The organism is Thioclava sp. F42-5, assembly GCF_002213195.1.
Taxonomy (GTDB): domain Bacteria; phylum Pseudomonadota; class Alphaproteobacteria; order Rhodobacterales; family Rhodobacteraceae; genus Thioclava; species Thioclava nitratireducens.
Genome location: NZ_NBNZ01000007.1, coordinates 1 through 17,554, shown reverse-complemented (window position 1 = coordinate 17,554; position 17,554 = coordinate 1). Strand labels below are relative to the sequence as shown.

At 62.6% G+C, this 17,554-nt stretch carries 15 protein-coding genes and 2 pseudogenes; 11 read left to right on the top strand and 6 right to left on the bottom strand.

All coding sequences use genetic code 11. The features are described from left to right. Positions 1–55: 55 nt before the first annotated feature. Both B6V74_RS16215 and B6V74_RS16210 read right to left on the bottom strand, forming a co-directional pair. On the bottom strand, positions 56–394 hold the full coding sequence (locus B6V74_RS16215) for a hypothetical protein (protein ID WP_088723404.1): 339 nt from the start codon (positions 392–394) through the stop codon (positions 56–58). Then, positions 387–656 carry a rod-binding protein gene (locus B6V74_RS16210; protein WP_206185218.1) on the bottom strand — a complete coding sequence of 90 codons (270 nt, stop codon included), beginning with the start codon at positions 654–656 and terminating at the stop codon, positions 387–389. Before B6V74_RS16210 ends, B6V74_RS16215 begins: the two co-directional genes overlap by 8 nt. A gap of 1,333 nt (positions 657–1,989) precedes the next feature. Between B6V74_RS16210 and B6V74_RS19030 the strand changes: the two genes are divergently transcribed. Further along, a complete protein-coding gene (locus B6V74_RS19030) occupies positions 1,990–2,880 on the top strand; it encodes a flagellar hook-length control protein FliK (protein WP_168184243.1) in 891 nt (296 codons plus the stop codon). Between the two features lie 9 nt (positions 2,881–2,889). Continuing rightward, a complete protein-coding gene (locus tag B6V74_RS16200; RefSeq protein WP_088723401.1) occupies positions 2,890–3,573 on the top strand; it encodes a flagellar hook capping FlgD N-terminal domain-containing protein in 684 nt (227 codons plus the stop codon). On the opposite strand, the gene ubiB is transcribed toward B6V74_RS16200, so the two are convergent. Next, on the bottom strand, positions 3,570–5,099 hold the full coding sequence (gene ubiB, locus B6V74_RS16195) for a 2-polyprenylphenol 6-hydroxylase (protein ID WP_088723400.1): 1,530 nt from the start codon (positions 5,097–5,099) through the stop codon (positions 3,570–3,572). The genes B6V74_RS16200 and ubiB overlap by 4 nt on opposite strands. 3 nt (positions 5,100–5,102) lie before the next feature. After that, entirely contained in the window at positions 5,103–5,855 is a 753-nt protein-coding gene (gene ubiE, locus B6V74_RS16190) for a bifunctional demethylmenaquinone methyltransferase/2-methoxy-6-polyprenyl-1,4-benzoquinol methylase UbiE (RefSeq protein WP_088723399.1), read from the bottom strand. Between the two features lie 76 nt (positions 5,856–5,931). Between ubiE and mutM the strand changes: the two genes are divergently transcribed. From mutM to gyrB, 9 genes are all read left to right on the top strand, one after another. After that, positions 5,932–6,777, top strand: a complete 846-nt coding sequence (gene mutM / locus B6V74_RS16185; RefSeq protein WP_088723398.1) for a bifunctional DNA-formamidopyrimidine glycosylase/DNA-(apurinic or apyrimidinic site) lyase — start codon at positions 5,932–5,934, stop codon at positions 6,775–6,777. Between the two features lie 87 nt (positions 6,778–6,864). After that, positions 6,865–7,641, top strand: coding sequence for an enoyl-CoA hydratase (locus B6V74_RS16180; protein ID WP_075776776.1), 777 nt, complete (start codon positions 6,865–6,867; stop codon positions 7,639–7,641). 209 nt (positions 7,642–7,850) lie between these two features. Then, positions 7,851–8,117, top strand: coding sequence for a 30S ribosomal protein S20 (rpsT, locus tag B6V74_RS16175; protein ID WP_075776775.1), 267 nt, complete (start codon positions 7,851–7,853; stop codon positions 8,115–8,117). Between the two features lie 499 nt (positions 8,118–8,616). Further along, positions 8,617–10,011: a chromosomal replication initiator protein DnaA gene (gene dnaA / locus B6V74_RS16170; protein WP_088720565.1), complete on the top strand. Its 1,395-nt coding sequence runs from the start codon at positions 8,617–8,619 to the stop codon at positions 10,009–10,011. Between the two features lie 114 nt (positions 10,012–10,125). Continuing rightward, a complete protein-coding gene (gene dnaN / locus B6V74_RS16165) occupies positions 10,126–11,244 on the top strand; it encodes a DNA polymerase III subunit beta (protein WP_078521612.1) in 1,119 nt (372 codons plus the stop codon). Between the two features lie 52 nt (positions 11,245–11,296). After that, positions 11,297–12,355: a DNA replication/repair protein RecF gene (recF, locus tag B6V74_RS16160; RefSeq protein ID WP_088723397.1), complete on the top strand. Its 1,059-nt coding sequence runs from the start codon at positions 11,297–11,299 to the stop codon at positions 12,353–12,355. Next, entirely contained in the window at positions 12,352–12,780 is a 429-nt protein-coding gene (locus tag B6V74_RS16155; RefSeq protein ID WP_075776772.1) for a VOC family protein, read from the top strand. Before recF ends, B6V74_RS16155 begins: the two co-directional genes overlap by 4 nt. After that, complete coding sequence (locus B6V74_RS16150) at positions 12,777–13,397, top strand: LysE family translocator (RefSeq protein WP_088723396.1); 621 nt, start codon at positions 12,777–12,779, stop codon at positions 13,395–13,397. Before B6V74_RS16155 ends, B6V74_RS16150 begins: the two co-directional genes overlap by 4 nt. An 81-nt stretch (positions 13,398–13,478) precedes the next feature. Continuing rightward, complete coding sequence (gene gyrB, locus B6V74_RS16145) at positions 13,479–15,929, top strand: DNA topoisomerase (ATP-hydrolyzing) subunit B (protein WP_075776770.1); 2,451 nt, start codon at positions 13,479–13,481, stop codon at positions 15,927–15,929. Here gyrB and B6V74_RS16140 read toward each other — a convergent pair. Then, a pseudogene (locus tag B6V74_RS16140) lies at positions 15,886–16,824 on the bottom strand (IS3 family transposase); the annotation flags it as partial. The gene gyrB and the pseudogene B6V74_RS16140 overlap by 44 nt on opposite strands. Positions 16,825–16,960: 136 nt before the next feature. Beyond that, positions 16,961–17,161 (bottom strand): annotated as a pseudogene (locus B6V74_RS18825) (transposase); the annotation flags it as partial. Positions 17,162–17,554: the final 393 nt, after the last annotated feature.

The following is a 17,554-nucleotide window of genomic DNA, read 5'->3' as shown; positions in this document are numbered from 1 at the left end:
AACCTGCTAAATCCTGTCCCTAAACTCTTGAGAAATGTCTTTCATGATTAACAGCTTATGCACGCCGCTCGAAATCCGCACTACCGCGGCGAATAGGCTGCGGACGCCCTTCTCGGTCATAGGAATCGAAGCCTTTCGCCGCCGCCACAATTACCTTGAGACGGGCCTGCGCAGCGCGCACTCCTTCCAGAGCAGAGGCCAGCAGCACCTGATTCTCGCGAGCAAGCGCCTGAATCTGCTCGACCCTGCCGTGATCAGGCTTCGTCAGCGCGGCCATCGCGCGCTCCTTTCGGTCGCTCAAGGCAATGAGGTCGGAGAACTCCGCCGACCGGATTGCTTCTCGTTCGAGGCGCAGTAGCGAGATGAGCTCTTCCGCGGTAGTCGTTTCAGGCATCCTGTCCTCCGTTCTTGAGCCATTCGAAGATGACTTCGGCAAGGCCGATCCCCCCCGCGTCGACCATGGCCTTCGACTGTTCGACTCTTAAGAAAGATGCGAATTGCGCTTCCCCGATGCCGCCGCCGAAAGCGCCGTCGTCAGCCCGCAGTCCGGCCTCTTTCAACATTTCCGAAAGGAAACCAGCTTCGAACGCCTTGGCTTTCGCGAAAAGTTTGGCGTCTTGCGGCGAAAGGACCGGGGCACGCGGCCCTGGTGACATGGTCGGGCGAAGCATCGAACTCTCCAATTGCGGATAATTTTCTGCACTCTGCCAGGCGGGCGTAAAGAATCGGTAAGTTCCTGCCGCGATAGTGGTTTCGACACAGACAGAGGTCGTGAGGACCATGATTCCCTTTCCGATGCCAGAAATGCCGAAAGGCTTGGGCAGCCAAATCAACTCAGCGACCGTCAATACCGGGGCGGATGAAGCGCCGAGCGGGGATTTCGCGCTCGTGGCCGAGGCAGCGGCGCCTACTACCGACGAAGCTCGTAATACGGACGCGGCCGCATCAAAGGAGAGCGGCGCAGGATCCGAGGACGATCAGTCCGCACATGAGGAGAGAGAGGGTGCCGTTCTCCGCGCATCGGTTTCAAATGACTTGTCTGAGGTCATCTTGCTGCTTGGACCGCAGAAATCCCATCGCCAACTGCAGTCTGCTTCCACGGTCGAACGAAACCAGGTCAAAGGGACCGATATCGTGAAGCCCACGGAGAAGAACGTTGCCGCGAGAGACGGCGACGCGCGCCCTCGAGGGAGAAAGAACGGCGCCGAAACAGACAAGTCCAGCGAAACGCACCCGACAAAAGCCGCAGCAAAAGTCGCTGAGACTACCTCCGGCAACGTGATGACTTATGCTCCAGTTTCGAGCGGAATCACGATGCAACCACATATCGAGCCCCAAAGAAACGACTCCAGACAGGATGGGCTGGCACCACGATCACTGTCGAACCGAAAGCCACTCGCGGTGCCGAGCGACGCGCGAGAACAAAGAACTGCCAATCCCGGGCAAACATCTGCGGTGTCATTGCCGGCAAGAACCGGTGCGTCTGCTTCCGATAGTGTGGTCGTTCACAGTGCCGAGCATGCCCCGAAAACAACCTTCGACGTGAACGAGTCGCTCGCCCCCGCCCCCGAGAATGAGCAGCCAGTAGCTGAGCATGTTATATCAAAGCGTCACCGGAAAAGGGACACGGGAGGCACAAAGCCTCTCCGTCCCCTTGCCTCGCCGGAAACTTTGCCCGCGGAGACCGAGGAGACGGCGCGGTCCGCGCACGCGCCTCCTGCAGAAGCCGGGACTCAGGCGCCATCTCTATCCGCAGAATCGTTTTTTCAGGGGCGGAGTAACACCGCAGCGAAAGCGAACGGGGAAGCGATCCGGGCTGTAATCCGCCATGGGCCAGAGGCAGCGCCGGCGCAAGCATCCCCGAACAGAGGCGACCACGAAGCCGCGACGCCGGTTTTCACGTCAAAACCGGCCACAAGCACCGAGGCAGCCGACGCTATGCCTCCAAGCGCGGGAGCTGCGGGGATCACAGTGCGGCGGAGCGCATCCTTGGAAACGGTCGAAACGGTCGCTGTGTCCGCAAAAGTATTGCAGAGCGGGAAAGCATCAGACCCTCACTACGCTTTGGCGGCCAAAGCTCCGCCAGTCGACGCAGAAATTGCGCGGGCCTCTACCCGCTGGCAGCCGCCGCCACAACCACAGTTCAACACAGCGCGCCTTTTAAGCACGCCAAGCGATACGTCCAAGAATGACAAAGCCGAGGCGCGCGAACCTTCGGTCCGGGTGGATCGTGATATTCTACCCATGGACGTTGCGGCCCATGCCCCGACTGCTCGCATGAGCCATGCTCAGGCTATCTATCTGGGGACAGCTGCGCTTCGGGCGGCGCAGGGGGACACGGAGAGGTCCGAGTTGCCCAGAGCGCGGTTCAGTACGGCTGAGACGCCCGAAACCTCAGCCGCGCACAGCGCACCACTGGCTGCGGGGACAGGCGGGGCGGCGCCGACAAGTTCAGCGCCGCAGCCCGCCCCGGCTTCTATCGCGCAGTCAATAGCGCATCAGATTGGTATTTCACTGCAGCGGATGCCCGATCGGCCAGTGGAAATTGCGCTTTCGCCGAAAGAATTGGGCCACGTGCGCATGATCCTCCATGCAAGCCAGCATGGCATGACGGTCGCGATACAGGCCGATCGCGCCGAAACACTCGACCTCATGCGCCGCCATATCGATACTTTCGCGCGCGAAATACGCGACTTGGGTTATGGCACGCTCGATTTTCAGTTCAGCCAGCGCGAGGAGCGCCCCCAGCGGCGGCCCGATATATTCGACAGGTCAGGCACTGGCCCGGGCGTCGCCCACGTTGAGACGCCGATTGACCCCAATCCGCGCCCCGCCACCCGCCTAGCCCCACACAAAGGCGGGCTCGACCTGCGCATGTAGGAGATCATCATGACCACCACCACTTCCCCCGTAACCCCGACGAACCCCAACGTCGCCGCCACGGCCGCAGCGAACAGTGGCGATGCAAAAGCCCCATCGGCGCTCAGTTCGGATTTCGAAACCTTCCTGACGATGCTCACCGCCCAGATGAAAAATCAGGATCCGCTCAATCCGATCGAAAGCGCCGATTTCGCGGTGCAACTCGCGACATTCTCCAGCGTCGAGCAACAGGTAAAGACCAACGATCTGCTGATCGCTCTGTCAGGCCAGATTGGACTTGGCAGTTTGAGCGAACTGGCGAGCTGGGTCGGAATGCAGGCCCGCGCGGAGGCACCGAGTTACTTCGACGGCTCGACGCCGATCGACCTTGCGCCCGCGGCGCAATCGGGGGCCGACACAGCCGTTCTGGTGATCACGGATTCGACCGAGGAACAGGTCGCGAAGAAGCTGATTTCGCCTGCGCTCGAAAGCTATGCGTGGGACGGAACCAACGGGGCGGGCCAATCGCTAGGGGCTGGGCAATACCGCTTCTCGCTGCAAAGCTACGCGGCGGGCAATCTGATCGGCACCGATCCGGTCGCGGCCTATAGCCGGGTGGTCGAGGTGCAAGCAGGCGCTAACGGCGCGATGTTGACGCTCGAAGGCGGGGCCAAAGTTCCCGCCGATACGGTCAGCGCGCTGCGGGAGGGTTAAAGCAGCTCGCCCAGGACGACGCCAAGCAGCAGAAGGGCCGTCCCAGCTGAGATCAGTGCCGCGTAGCGCCAGCGGGTCACCGTCACCGGGGGCGGTGTCGGTTCGGTCTGCTTGCGGATCGCCGCCTTCACGAGGTCAGGGAGTTGCGGCCCGAAGCGACCCAGAACCTGCACCGTCTTGCGCAGATCATTCGCGATGGCACGCGGACCGAGGCTTTCGCGAATGTATTTCTCCACGACCGGCTTCGCGACTTCCCACATGTTGATCGACGGGTGGAGCGAACGCGCCACGCCTTCAACAACGACCATCGTGCGCTGCAGCAGGATCAACTGCGTCTGGGTCTGCATCCCGAAGCGCTCCGTCACCTCGAAGAGATAGGCCAAAAGCCGCGCCATCGAGATATGGGCGGCGTCCATCCCGAAGATCGGCTCGCCCACGGCGCGCAGCGCCAGCGCGAACTCGTCGACATCGCGATCGGCGGGGACGTAACCAGCCTCGAAATGCACCTCGGCCACACGCTTGTAGTCGCGCTGGATGAAGCCCATGAGTATCTCGGCATAGACCCGGCGGGTATATTCGTCGATCTGCCCCATGATCCCGAAATCATAGGCGAGGATATCCCCGTTCCCAGCCACCTTGAGATTGCCATGATGCATGTCGGCATGGAAAAACCCGTCGCGCAGAGCATGGCTAAGGAACAGTTGCAACACGCGCTCGCCGATGGCGGCCACGTCATGTCCCGCATCGCGCAGGCCCGTCGGGTCGCCCATCGGCAGACCTTCCGCCCAGTCAAGCACCATCACGCGCTTGGCCGAGAGGTTCCAGACCGGCTGTGGCACGAGGAAGCCCGCATCACCTACGGTATTGGCGCCGAACTGCGAAGCCGAAGCCGCCTCCAGACGCAGATCCAACTCGCCCAGAACCACGGATTCGAAGTGTTTGATTACCTCGCTCGGGCGCAAGCGCCGCGACGCGGGTGAAATCCGCTCGATCATAGCGGCGGCGAAATGGAAGGCGTCGAGATCGCGACGGAAAGCGCGCTCGATCCCCGGGCGCAATACCTTCACCGCGACCCGTTCACCCGTGTCCGCACGGCGCGCGGAATGGACCTGCGCGATCGAAGCGGCGGCGACGGGCTCGGAAAACTCGATGAACAGCTGATCGGCGGGCGCGCCCAGTTCGTCTTCGACCATACGCTTGGCGATCGAGGTCTCGAAGGGCGGCAGCTTGTCCTGCAGCACGCGCAGCTGATCGGCCAATTCGGCGCCGACCACGTCCGGCCGCGTCGAGAGGACCTGACCGAACTTGATATAGGCCGGGCCCAGCGCGGTGATCGCGCGCGTGACTGGCGGTAGCTCCGGATCGCCCTTGTAGCCAAGCCATGCGAAGGGCGCGCTGATCGCATAGGCCACGGCGCGCAGCCGCGGCGGCGCATCCATCGCCTCAAGCGCCTGATGCATCGCACCCGTGCGGATGAAGGTCGCGCCCGTCCGGATCAGGCGCCAGATATTGTGGGGTCCGCGCATCGGTTAAAGTTTCCAGCCCGAGTGCAGCGCCGCGATTCCCATCGACAGATTCCGGTAGGAGACATTGTCGAACCCGGCTTCACGGATCATCTGCGCGAAGGTCTCCTGCGAGGGGAACTTGCGGATCGATTCCACCAGGTACTGGTAGCTGTCGCGGTCATTTGCGACGATTTCGCCCATCTTCGGGATCACGTTGAAGGAATAGAGATCATAGGCCTTCTGCATCAGTTCATTCGGGATCTGGCTGAACTCCAACACCATCATCCGTCCACCAGGCTTGAGCACCCGATAGGCCTCCGAGAGCGCATCCGCGATCCGCGTCACGTTCCGGATGCCGAAAGAGATCGTGTAGACGTCGAAGGAATTATCCGCGAAGGGCAGCGCCATCGCGTCGCCGACCACCCAGTCGAGACTGTCGGCCATGCTTTCGGCCTCGGCGCGCTTGCGGCCCTCGATCAGCATCGATTCGGTCATGTCACAGACCGTCGCGTGGCCCGAGCCTGCGCGTTTCAAGAAGCGGAAGGACACGTCGCCGGTCCCGCCCGCCACGTCGAGCAACTTTTGACCCGGTCGCGGCGCGAGCCAATCCATCATCGCGTCCTTCCAGACGCGGTGGATGCCCATGCTCATCAGGTCGTTCATGATGTCGTATTTCGATGCCACTCGCGAAAACACGCCGTGAACCATGCCTGCCTTGGCATCTTCGTCCACGGTCTGAAAACCGAAATGCGTGGTCTTTGATTGCTCTGCGCTCATGGGCCCTTGCCGATCCTCATTTCACCCCCTTCTTATAGGGGCCCTTTGCCCCAAGACAATGCGATGAGGAGGAACTATGCCCGAATTGCCCGAGGTCGAGACGGTTCGTCGCGGGTTGGTCCCGGCCATGGAAGGCCATCGGATCGAGCGTGCCGAAGTCAATCGGCCCGACCTGCGCTGGCCCCTGCCCGAGCGGATGGCCGAGCGGTTGCAGGGGGCCCGCGTGGACCGTCTGCGGCGACGGTCGAAATACATCCTCGCGGATCTCGACAGCGGAGAAAGCCTGCTGATCCACCTCGGGATGTCGGGCCGCATGCTGGTCTCGGGCGTGGCGCTTGGCGATTTTCACCTCGAACATCCCGCGCCTGCGAAACACGATCACGTTGTTTTGCACATGGCGGGTGGCGGGCGTGTGACCTTCAATGACGCGCGTCGCTTCGGGGCGATGGATCTGGTGCTGACCGAGCGCGAGCATGCGCATTGGCTCTTGGCGGGCCTGGGCCCCGAGCCCTTCGGCAACGACTTCCACGAAGACTATCTGGTCGAGGCGCTCAAACGGCGCGCGACCCCGATCAAGTCTGCGCTGCTCGACCAGCATGTCGTGGCGGGTCTGGGCAACATCTATGTCTGCGAGGTGCTGCACCGGGCAGGCATCGACCCGCGCCGTCAGGCGAAGCGGATTTCGAACGCACGCATCGCCTCGCTGGTGCCGATCATCCGCGAGGTGCTGACCGAGGCGATCTCGGCGGGAGGGTCGTCTCTGCGCGACCATCGGCAAGCGGATGGGGAACTGGGATATTTCCAGCACAGCTTCCATGTCTACGACCGCGAGGACGCGCCCTGTAGCACTTGCGGGACGCCGATCCGGCGCATCGTTCAATCCGGACGATCCACCTTTTTCTGCCCGGCCTGCCAGAAATGACGCAGCGCTCCGGCATCACAAGACGCTTGATCTGATTTGACGCTCTGCTAGGAGTCCCGTTCAGAGACAAGGAAAGGCAAGACCGAAATGGCCTACCAGACCCTGATCGTCGAGATCGAGGATTACGTTGCCCTGATCCGGCTCAACCGCCCCGACGCACTGAACGCCCTGAACTCGCAATTGCTGGGGGAACTGGCCGAGGCGCTGAAATCGGCGGAAGAGAATGACAAGGTGCGTTGCATCGTCATCACCGGTTCGGAAAAGGCCTTCGCGGCTGGCGCAGACATCAAGGAAATGTCGGAAAAGAGCTTCGTGGACATGTTCACGAGCGACTTCTTCGGCAAGGAAGCGGATGCCATCAACCGCATCCGCAAACCGATCATCGCTGCAGTGGCGGGCTACGCGCTCGGCGGCGGTTGCGAATTGGCGATGATGTGCGATTTCATCATCTGCGCGGAGAACGCCAAGTTCGGCCAGCCCGAGATCAATCTCGGCGTGATCGCCGGGATCGGCGGCACCCAGCGCCTGACGCGCTTCGTGGGCAAGTCCAAGGCGATGGACATGCACCTCACGGGCCGCTTCATGGATGCCGGCGAGGCCGAACGGTCGGGACTTGTCAGCCGAGTCGTCCCGAATGCCAAGCTGATCCCCGAGACTATGGCTGCGGCGCAGAAGATCGCCGAGAAGTCGATGCTTGCGACTCGCGCCGCGAAAGAAGCGGTGAACCGCTCCTACGAGACGACGATGAACGAAGGCATCCTGTTCGAGCGTCGTCTGTTCCACGGGCTCTTCGCCACCGACGACCAGAAAGAGGGCATGGCTGCCTTCCTCGAAAAGCGCGAGCCTCAATTCCGCGACAAGTGAGCCCTTTCGGGCCGCTCGCACGACACCAGATGGCGGGGCTTCGGCCCCGCTTTTCATTATTCCCTTTCCCTTTTGCGCAATTTGCCTTATGAGGCCGCCTCACATGCGCGTGGAGCCCGCTTAGGCTAGAATCATCTAGGTTCGCTGGAGCCCGGGGTCTGTCGTGCGATTGAAAGATTTGAACAGACCCGGAAAGTGGGAAGATACACATGGCTAACACGCCCCAGTCCAAGAAACGCGCCCGTCAGAACGAGCGCCGCCAAGACGTCAACAAAGCTCGTCGTTCGCGCATCCGTACCTTCATCCGCAAAGTCGAAGAAGCGATCGCTTCGGGCGACTACGAAGCGGCAACCAACGCTCTGCGCGCTGCCCAGCCCGAGCTGGCTCGTGGCGTCACCAAGGGCGTTCTGCACAAGAACACCGCATCGCGCAAAGTCTCGCGCCTTGCGTCGCGCGTGAAGGCTCTCAACGCCTGATCTGCGCCCCGGGGTCGAGCCGGCTCCGGAATACGCTGGATTCCTTGAGAAAAAACGCGTCCGCCTATTTGGTGGGCGCGTTTTTTCTTGGACAATCAGTGCCTTGACACGAAACTGTTGCAGTTTTGCGCAGCCCCCTCAGATTCGTTTCGGGGAATCTCACGTCAAGCGCAAAGGTCGGTTGCCTGCTGGCTCGCCAGCTTGCTAGCTTCTACCTGCGATTCACGTCGCCTTGGGGGACATGACGCATTTATCTGGCCGTCGGGGGCAAATAAGTCTGCCACGACAAATGAAAAAGCCTGTTGGCGACCAGCGAAATGCGATTCCGATTCTCGAGGGGGTCCAACTCCTCACTTTCGGCAACTCTGCCTGAAACCGGGTTTCAATCCCGGCAGGTAGGTCGTGTCTGTTTGTAATCGAGGCCGAGCTGCCAGCCGGGCTTGCCGCAATCCCAAGGGACGAAGACGCAACTTATTTGTGTTTGGCGATGGGCGGAAAAATGACGGACGAAACTTGGGGGCAGGTCTGCAATGAGCTTCAAAAAGCTGTTGGGCAAAACAACTACACGACCTGGATCGCTCCGCTCGAGCTGATCGACCTCGAGGACGGCATCGCCTCATTCCAAGCACCGACGAAATTCATGTGCGACTGGGTCTCGCGCAACTTTGCGGAACCGATCCTGAGCGAACTGCGTCGGGCGGGCATCTCTGCAGAGCGCGTCGACATCTCGGTCCCGGCCCGTCGTCCGATGAACGGCACGGCGAATGGCGCGACCCGCCCTGCGGTTCCGGCCCCTGCCCCGGCTCCCGCTGCAGCCGCCAAGCTCCGCAAGACCCCGCGTCCCGACGAGCCGCTTCCCGGCGCGCCGCTAGATTCGCGCTTCACCTTCGACAGCTTCGTCGTCGGCAAGCCGAACGAACTGGCCCATGCCGCCGCCAAGCGCGTTGCCGAAGGTGGCCCGGTCACGTTCAACCCGCTGTTCCTCTATGGCGGCGTCGGGCTTGGTAAGACCCACCTGATGCATGCGATCGCGCATGACCTACAGCATCAGCGTCCGGATCTGCGCGTGCTCTATCTTTCGGCCGAGCAGTTCATGTATCGCTTCGTGCAGGCGCTGCGCGAAAAGCAGATCATGGACTTCAAGGAGATGTTCCGCTCGATCGACGTTCTGATGGTCGACGATGTGCAGTTCATCGCCGGGAAAGATTCCACACAGGAAGAGTTCTTCCACACGTTCAACGCGCTCGTGGATCAGGGCAAACAGATCGTCATCTCGGCGGATCGTGCCCCGGGCGAGATCAAGGACCTCGAAGAGCGCATCAAGTCGCGCCTGTCCTGCGGTCTCGTCGTCGACCTGCACCCGACCGATTACGAACTGCGCCTCGGTATTCTTCAGACCAAGACCGAAGCCTACAAGGTTCAGTATCCCGACCTGCAGATCGCCCCCGGCGTTCTGGAATTCGTGGCACACCGGATCACCTCGAACGTGCGTATCCTCGAAGGCGCGCTGACCCGCCTCTTCGCCTATGCCTCGCTGATAGGGCGCGAGATCACGATGGATCTGGCGCAGGAATGCCTCAAGGACCAGCTGCGTCAGTCCGAGCGCAAGGTCACCGTCGAAGAAATCCAGCGCAAGGTGGCGGAGCATTACAACGTCCGTCTCTCCGATCTCGTGGGGCCCAAGCGCCTGCGCGCCATCGCTCGTCCGCGCCAGGTGGCGATGTTCCTCGCGAAATCGCTGACCACCCGCTCGCTTCCCGATATCGGGCGCCGCTTCGGCGGGCGCGATCACACCACGATCATGCACGGCATCCGCAAGATCGAAGAACTGCGCGGCACGGATTCGCAGCTCGCCGAAGATATCGAGTTGCTCCGCCGCCTCCTTGAAAGCTGATCTGGCCCGCTGGGCTTGACGCTCCGGACAAAGCGACCGAATGTCTGCGAAAACCGTTGTGCCGGTGGCGCGAGGTGCTACCTTGCCAGCCCCGGAAAGTCGTGAGGGATCGACATGAAATTCAGCATCGAACGCGCCGCGCTGCTCAAGGCCGTCTCGCAAGCGCAATCCGTTGTGGAACGCCGCAACACGATCCCGATCCTTGCTAACGTGCTGATCGAAGCCGAAGGCGACACTGTCCAGTTCCGCGCGACCGACCTCGATATCGAGGTGGTCGACAAGGCGCCCGCGCAGGTCGAACAGGCCGGGGCTACGACGGTCTCGGCGGTCATGCTGCATGAAATCGTGCGCAAGCTGCCCGATGGCGCGCTGGTCTCGATCTCGGACGACCCGGCCGCCGGGCGTCTGAACGTGCAGGCCGGTCGGTCGAGCTTCAACCTCGCCACGCTGCCGAAGGAAGACTTCCCGGTGATGGCTTCTTCGGAATACACGGCGAATTTCACGGCCAAGGCCGGGGTGCTCAAGCGCCTGTTCGACAAGTCGAAATTCGCGATCTCGACTGAAGAGACCCGCTATTACCTCAACGGCGTCTACATGCATATCGCGACCGGCGAAGACGGTCAGGTGCTGCGCTGCGTCGCCACCGACGGTCACCGTCTGGCGCGTATCGATTCCGGCCTGCCCGAAGGCGCCTCGGGCATGCCCGGCGTGATCGTGCCCCGCAAAACGGTGAACGAGCTGCGCAAGCTGCTGGAGGACGACGATCAGGAAATCGCGGTCTCGGTCTCGGAAACCAAGGTCCGTTTCGCGACCCCGGTGATCACGCTGACCTCGAAGGTCATCGACGGCACCTTCCCCGATTACACCCGCGTCATCCCGACCGGGAACACCCGCCAGCTGGAAGTCGACGCATCGGAATTCGCAAAAGCGGTGGACCGTGTGGCGACCGTCTCGTCGGAGCGGTCGCGCGCGGTGAAACTGGCTCTGGAAGCCGACAAGCTGGTACTTTCGGTCAACGCACCCGATGCCGGTGCCGCGGAAGAAGAGCTGGTCGTGGCCTATGCCGACGAGCCGCTGGAGATCGGTTTCAACGCGAAATACCTGCTCGAGATCGCGAGCCAGGTCGATCGCGAAAATGCCGTCTTCCTGTTCAATTCCTCGGGCGATCCGACCCTGATGCGCGAAGGTGGCGACACTTCGGCGGTCTATGTGGTCATGCCGATGCGCGTGTGAGGCCTGACGGAAGCCTCCGGCGGGGATATTTCCATCGAGAAGAAGAGGCGCGATGCTGCGTGAACTGAAGATATTGCAGTTCCGCTCGCATCGTCGTGCCGAAATCGCTTTCGACGGGCGGCCCGTGGCAATCTACGGGCCCAACGGCGCGGGCAAGACGAATATCCTTGAGGCGGTGTCGCTGCTCTCACCCGGGCGTGGGCTGCGCCGGGCGCAGGCCGACGAGTTGATGCGCCGCGCCGAAGCCGTTGGCTGGAAGCTGCGCGCCGTCACCGACACCCATGAAATCGAGACCTCCGCCCTGCCCGGCGAGTCGCGCCGGGTCGAGATCGATGGCAAAGTCGCGCCGCAGGTGGCACTGGCGCAGATTCTGCGGGTGCTGTGGCTGGTGCCCTCGATGGACCGGCTCTGGATCGAAGGGGCCGAGGGGCGCAGGCGGTTTCTCGACCGGATGGTAATGAGCTTCACCCCCGCCCATGCCGAGGTCACGCTGGCCTATGAAAAGGCGATGCGCGAGCGGAACCGCTTGCTCAAGGACATGGTCCGCGATCCGACCTGGTATCACGCGCTGGAGGCGCAGATGGCCGAAGCTGGCGCTGCGATCCGGGCGAACCGCGCCGAAGCCCTCACGCGGATCATGCAGGCGCAGGCGGATGCGGCGACGGCGTTTCCAGCAGCGCATCTGGTCCTCGAGAACGAAGGCCCCGGGGATCTGGCCGCAGCCCTCGACGCCAATCGCCCGCGCGACATGTCAGCGGGCAGGACGCTGGAGGGGCCGCACCGGGCCGATCTGCTCGCCACATATGTCGAGAAAGATGCCCCCGCCGCGCAATGCTCTACCGGGGAGCAGAAGGCGCTGCTGATCTCGCTGATCCTCGCCAATGCGCGGGCGCTTGCGGGCGAGGATGTGGTGCTTTTGCTCGACGAGGTCGCCGCCCATCTGGACTCCGGCCGGCGCGCGGCGCTTTATGACGAAATCTGCGCGATGGGCGCGCAGGTGTTGATGACCGGCACGGGAGCTGAGCTGTTCGACGCGCTCGGGGACCGGGGGCAATATCTCGAAGTGGTCGAGGGGCCGCAGGGCTCTGAGGTGAGGGAGGCTATGCCGTGAGCTATCCGCAGCAACGTGTGACGCTGATCACGCTGGGCGTGGCCGATCTCGACCAGTCGAAGCGCTTCTACGCAGCGCTCGGCTGGCAGCCCCATGCCGAGCAGGAGGACGTCGCCTTCTACCAGTTGCACGGGATGGCGCTGAGCCTGTTCTCCTTGCCGGCGCTGGCCGCCGATCAGGGCCTTACCCGCGCAAGGCTGGGCACAGGCGCGATGACGCTGGCGCAGAACTTCGACAGCCCCGAAGACGTGGACGCCGCTTTCGCTGCCGCCCTCAAGGCAGGCGCAACCGAATTGAAAGCCCCCGAGAAGACTTTCTGGGGCGGCTATGCGGGCTATTACGCCGATCCCGACCACCATGTCTGGGAACTTGCCCATAATCCCTTCTGGCCGCTGGCCGACGACGGAAGCCTTACCCTCCCATGACCCTCACCTTATCGCAGATCGCGCTATACACCGGCGCGCTTCTGGTTCTCTTCCTCACCCCCGGACCGGTCTGGCTCGCCCTTCTCGCTCGCGCGATGGCCGGCGGGTTCGCCTCTGCATGGCCGCTCGCGCTTGGCGTGACGGTGGGCGACATGGTCTGGCCCGCACTCGCGATCTTGGGCGTGTCGTGGCTGGTCGGCGAATTCAGCTGGTTCCTCGATGCGCTGCGCTGGGTGGCGGTCGCGATGTTCGTGGGGATGGGGGCGCTCCTGATCCGCCATGCCGACCATCAGATCAGCTCCGACAGCCGCCTGACGCGCCCGGGCATGTGGGCGGGCTTCGTCGCCGGGCTCATCGTGATCATCGGCAATCCCAAGGCGATCCTGTTCTACATGGGCATCCTGCCGGGCTTCTTTCCGATCGCCACGATGACCTGGATCGACATCGCCACGGTCAGTCTGATCTCGGCCATCGTACCGCTGACCGGCAACCTTATCCTCGCCGCCTTCGTGGGCCGCATCCGCGCCTTTGTACAAAGCCGCGGCAAGCTCGCAAAGCTCAACCGGATCGCGGGTGGGCTGATGATCCTCGTCGGCCTTCTTATCGCCGTGACGTGACCCCCTAAATCTTGTGTCTGACGCGTGACATTCCCGGGCCCAGCCGATATAAAACCGGCAACAGATAAAGGACGGGCAGGCATGACCGACGACACCCCGAAGAAGAACGCATACGGCGCCGATTCCATCAAGGTTCTCAAGGGCTTGGAGGCCGTTAGGAAACGGCCCGGCATGTATATCGGCGATACCGATGACGGCTCGGGCCTGCACCACATGGTTTACGAGGTCGTCGATAACGGCATCGACGAAGCCTTGGCGGGTCACGCCGACTACGTCGCCGTGAAAATTCACGCGGATTCTTCGGTCTCCGTGCGTGATAATGGGCGCGGGATTCCCGTCGACATTCACGCCGAAGAAGGCGTCTCCGCGGCCGAGGTCATCATGACCCAGCTGCACGCCGGCGGGAAATTCAACAACACCGACGACGACGGCAACGCCTACAAGGTGTCGGGCGGTCTGCACGGGGTTGGCGTCTCGGTGGTGAACGCGCTGTCGGACTGGCTGGAACTGACGGTTTGGCGCGACGGCAAGATCCACAAGGCGCGCTTCGAGCATGGCGAATGCGTCGAGCATGTGCATGTCGTGGGCGAGGCCCCGAACGAGAGCGGCACCGAGGTGCGCTTCCTCGCGTCGAGCAAGGAAGACGATCCCGAGGGCACCTTCTCGAACCGTGAGTTCGTCTTCGCCACGCTGGAAAAGCGTCTGCGCGAACTGGCTTTCCTGAACTCCGGCGTCCGTATCATCATCGAAGACGAGCGCCCCGCCGAGCCGCTCAAGACCGAGCTGCACTATGAAGGCGGCGTTCGGGAATTTGTGAAATATCTGGATCGATCGAAAAACGCCGTGATGGAGGACCCGATCTACATGGTCGGCGAGGTGCGCGGCATCGGCGTCGAATGCGCGATGTGGTGGAACGACAGCTACCACGAAACCGTTCTGCCCTTCACCAACAACATTCCGCAGCGTGACGGCGGCACCCATATGGCGGGCCTGCGCGGGGCACTGACCCGCACGATCACGAAATACGCGCAGGAAAGCGGCATCGCCAAGCGCGAGAAGGTCGACTTCACCGGCGACGACGCGCGCGAAGGTCTGACCTGCGTGCTCTCGGTGAAAGTGCCCGATCCTAAATTCTCCAGCCAGACCAAGGACAAGCTGGTCTCCTCCGAGGTCCGTCCGGCGGTCGAGAACCTCGTGAACGAGAAGCTCGCCGAATGGTTCGAGGAAAACCCGAACGAGGCCAAGCAGATCGTCGGCAAGATTATCGAGGCTGCGTTGGCCCGGGAAGCTGCTCGCAAGGCACGCGAACTTACGCGCCGCAAGACGGTGATGGATGTGGCCTCCCTGCCCGGCAAGCTCGCCGACTGTCAGGAGAAGGATCCGTCGCTCTCCGAAGTCTTCCTCGTCGAGGGTGACTCCGCGGGCGGTTCAGCCAAGCAGGGCCGCGAGCGCAAGAACCAGGCGGTGCTGCCGCTGCGCGGTAAGATTCTTAACGTCGAGCGCGCGCGCTTCGACCGGATGCTCAGCTCGGATCAGATCGGCACGCTGATCACCGCGCTCGGCACCGGAATCGGTCGTGACGAATTCAACATCGACAAGCTGCGCTACCACAAGATCGTCATCATGACGGATGCTGATGTCGATGGTGCGCACATCCGAACGCTTCTGCTGACCTTCTTCTTTCGCCAGATGCCCGAGATCATCGAGCACGGTTACCTCTACATCGCGCAGCCGCCGCTTTACAAAGTCGCGCGCGGCAAGTCCGAGGTCTACCTAAAGGATCAGACCGCGCTGGAGGATTACCTGATCGATATGGGCGTCGAAGGGGCGATTCTGCGGCTCAACACCGGCGAGGAGATCAGCGGTCAGGATCTCAAGCGCGTCGTGGAAGAGGCCCGCCTGATCAAGCGGATCCTCGCAACCTTCCCGACCCATTACCCGCATCACATCCTCGAACAGGCCGCGATCGCGGGCGCTATGGTGCCGGGCAAGATCGACGGAGACGCGCAGGGCGTCGCGAACTCGGTGGCCGAGCGCCTCGACCTCGTCGCTCTGGAATACGAGCGCGGCTGGCAGGGCCGTCCGACGCAGGATCACGGCATCCGCCTCGCCCGCGTTCTGCGCGGCGTGGAAGAGGTCCGCACGCTCGACGGTGCCGTGCTGCGCTCGGGCGAAGCGCGCCGTCTCGGCAGCCAGACCGAGCAGCTGCAAGAGGTCTACGACCGCCCGGCGAAGCTGGTGCGCAAAGAGCGCGAAATCCTGATCCACGGCCCGCTCGAACTGCTCGACGCGATCTTGAACGAGGGTGAAAAGGGCCTGAGCCTGCAGCGCTACAAGGGTTTGGGCGAAATGAACCCCGAGCAGCTGTGGGAAACCACACTCGACCCCTCCGCGCGGACCCTGCTTCAGGTGCGAGTCGAAGACGTGGCCGAGGCCGAGGACATCTTCTCGAAGCTGATGGGCGACGTCGTGGAACCCCGCCGCGAGTTCATCCAACAGAACGCCCTAGCGGTGGAGAACCTCGATTTCTGATGGGTTGTAGCTGACCTGCTCCCCTTCGAGTCCGCGTTTTGAGGTTAGCTCTGTTCAGGGTTTGGTCCTCTTTCGACCTTTGGTGATACTCCCACGGGGTGAGCCCGTCGAGGCTCGTGTGGGGGCGGTGATGGTTGTAGTCATCACGCCACGCCGCGATCAGACTGCGGGCGTGACGCAGGTTGGCGAACAGATGCTCGTTGAGGCATTCGTCCCTGAGGCGGCCATTGAAGCTCTCGACAAAGCCGTTCTGCATCGGTTTCCCCGGCGCGATGTAGTGCCATTCGACCCGGCGCTCCTCCTGCCATTTGAGGATGGCGTTGCTGGTCAGCTCGGTCCCATTATCGCTGACCACCATGCAGGGATGGCCTCTGACTTCGGCGATCCGGTCCAGCTCCCGGGCGACCTGGATGCCGGAGAGCGAGGTGTCGACGACCGCAGCCAGACATTCCCGGCTGAAGTCGTCGATCACGCACAGGATCCGGAAGCGGCGGCCATCGCTGAGGCTGTCCGACACGAAGTCGAGGCTCCAGCGCTGGTTCGGCCCCTGCGGGATCGCCATCGGCGCCCTGGCTCCCAGGGCCCGCTTGCGACCGCCCCGTTTACGGACTGTTAAGCCTTCTTCCCGGTAGATCCGGTAGAGCTTCTTCCAGTTCAACGCCCAGCCCTCCCGCCGCAGCAGGATGTGCAGACGCCGATATCCGAACCTCCGCCTCTCGCCCGACACCTCCCGCAGCCGCTGGCGCACCTTCCGGTCCTCCGGCCTGGTCGGCTGCCGCCGATACACGCGCGGGTCGATCCCGGCCAGCGCACAGGCCCGCCGCTGCGAGTAGCTCTTCTCCTTCATGGCCCAGTCCACGGCGCGCCGCCTCGAACCGGGCCTGAGAAGCGTCCGCAGGCTCTCTCGAACGCATGGCGTTCGCCTGCTCCCATTCCCAACATCTCCTTCAGCGTCGCGACGTCGAGCATCTGGTCGGCCAGCGTTGTTCGGGGCAAACGCCCCACTGGGGCCTTTGCTGATCCCTCCAACTCTTCAGCTTCGCGTTCTCGGCCTCCAGCGCCTTCAGCCGGCGGACGTCCGACACCTCCATGCCGCCATATCTCGAGCGCCACTTGTAGAAGGTCGCGTCGCTGATGCCATGCTTGCGGCACAGCTCCTTCGCGCCCAGCCCGGCCTGGTGCTCCTTCAGGATGCCAATGATCTGCTCTTCGCTGAACCGGCTTCTCTTCATCGTCTGTCTCCTCGTCTGGAGAACAGGCTAACCTCAAAACGAGAACATTTCAGGGGAGCAGGTCAGAAGATCTGACGGCAGCGCTCAATGACAAGGATAGTCGCAGCGAGGCGACGGCGATCCTTCGTAGCCTCATCGACCAGATCGTCCTGCACCCGGACCCGAACGCTTCGAGCGGCCATGTGATTGAGCTTTATGGCGAGTTGGGTGCGATCCTGGGATTGAGGGATGGCACAAATGACAAACCCCGCCTTCGTGGGGGCGGGGTGTCGAATTCTACTCCGCCTGCTTCCACATTGCTTCCACGGGCGGTGGAAACGCAAGAGACCGCCCGAAGGCGGCTGCGCAGCGTCTTGACCCGAGTTCGGTAGAATTGGTTGCGGGAGTAGGATT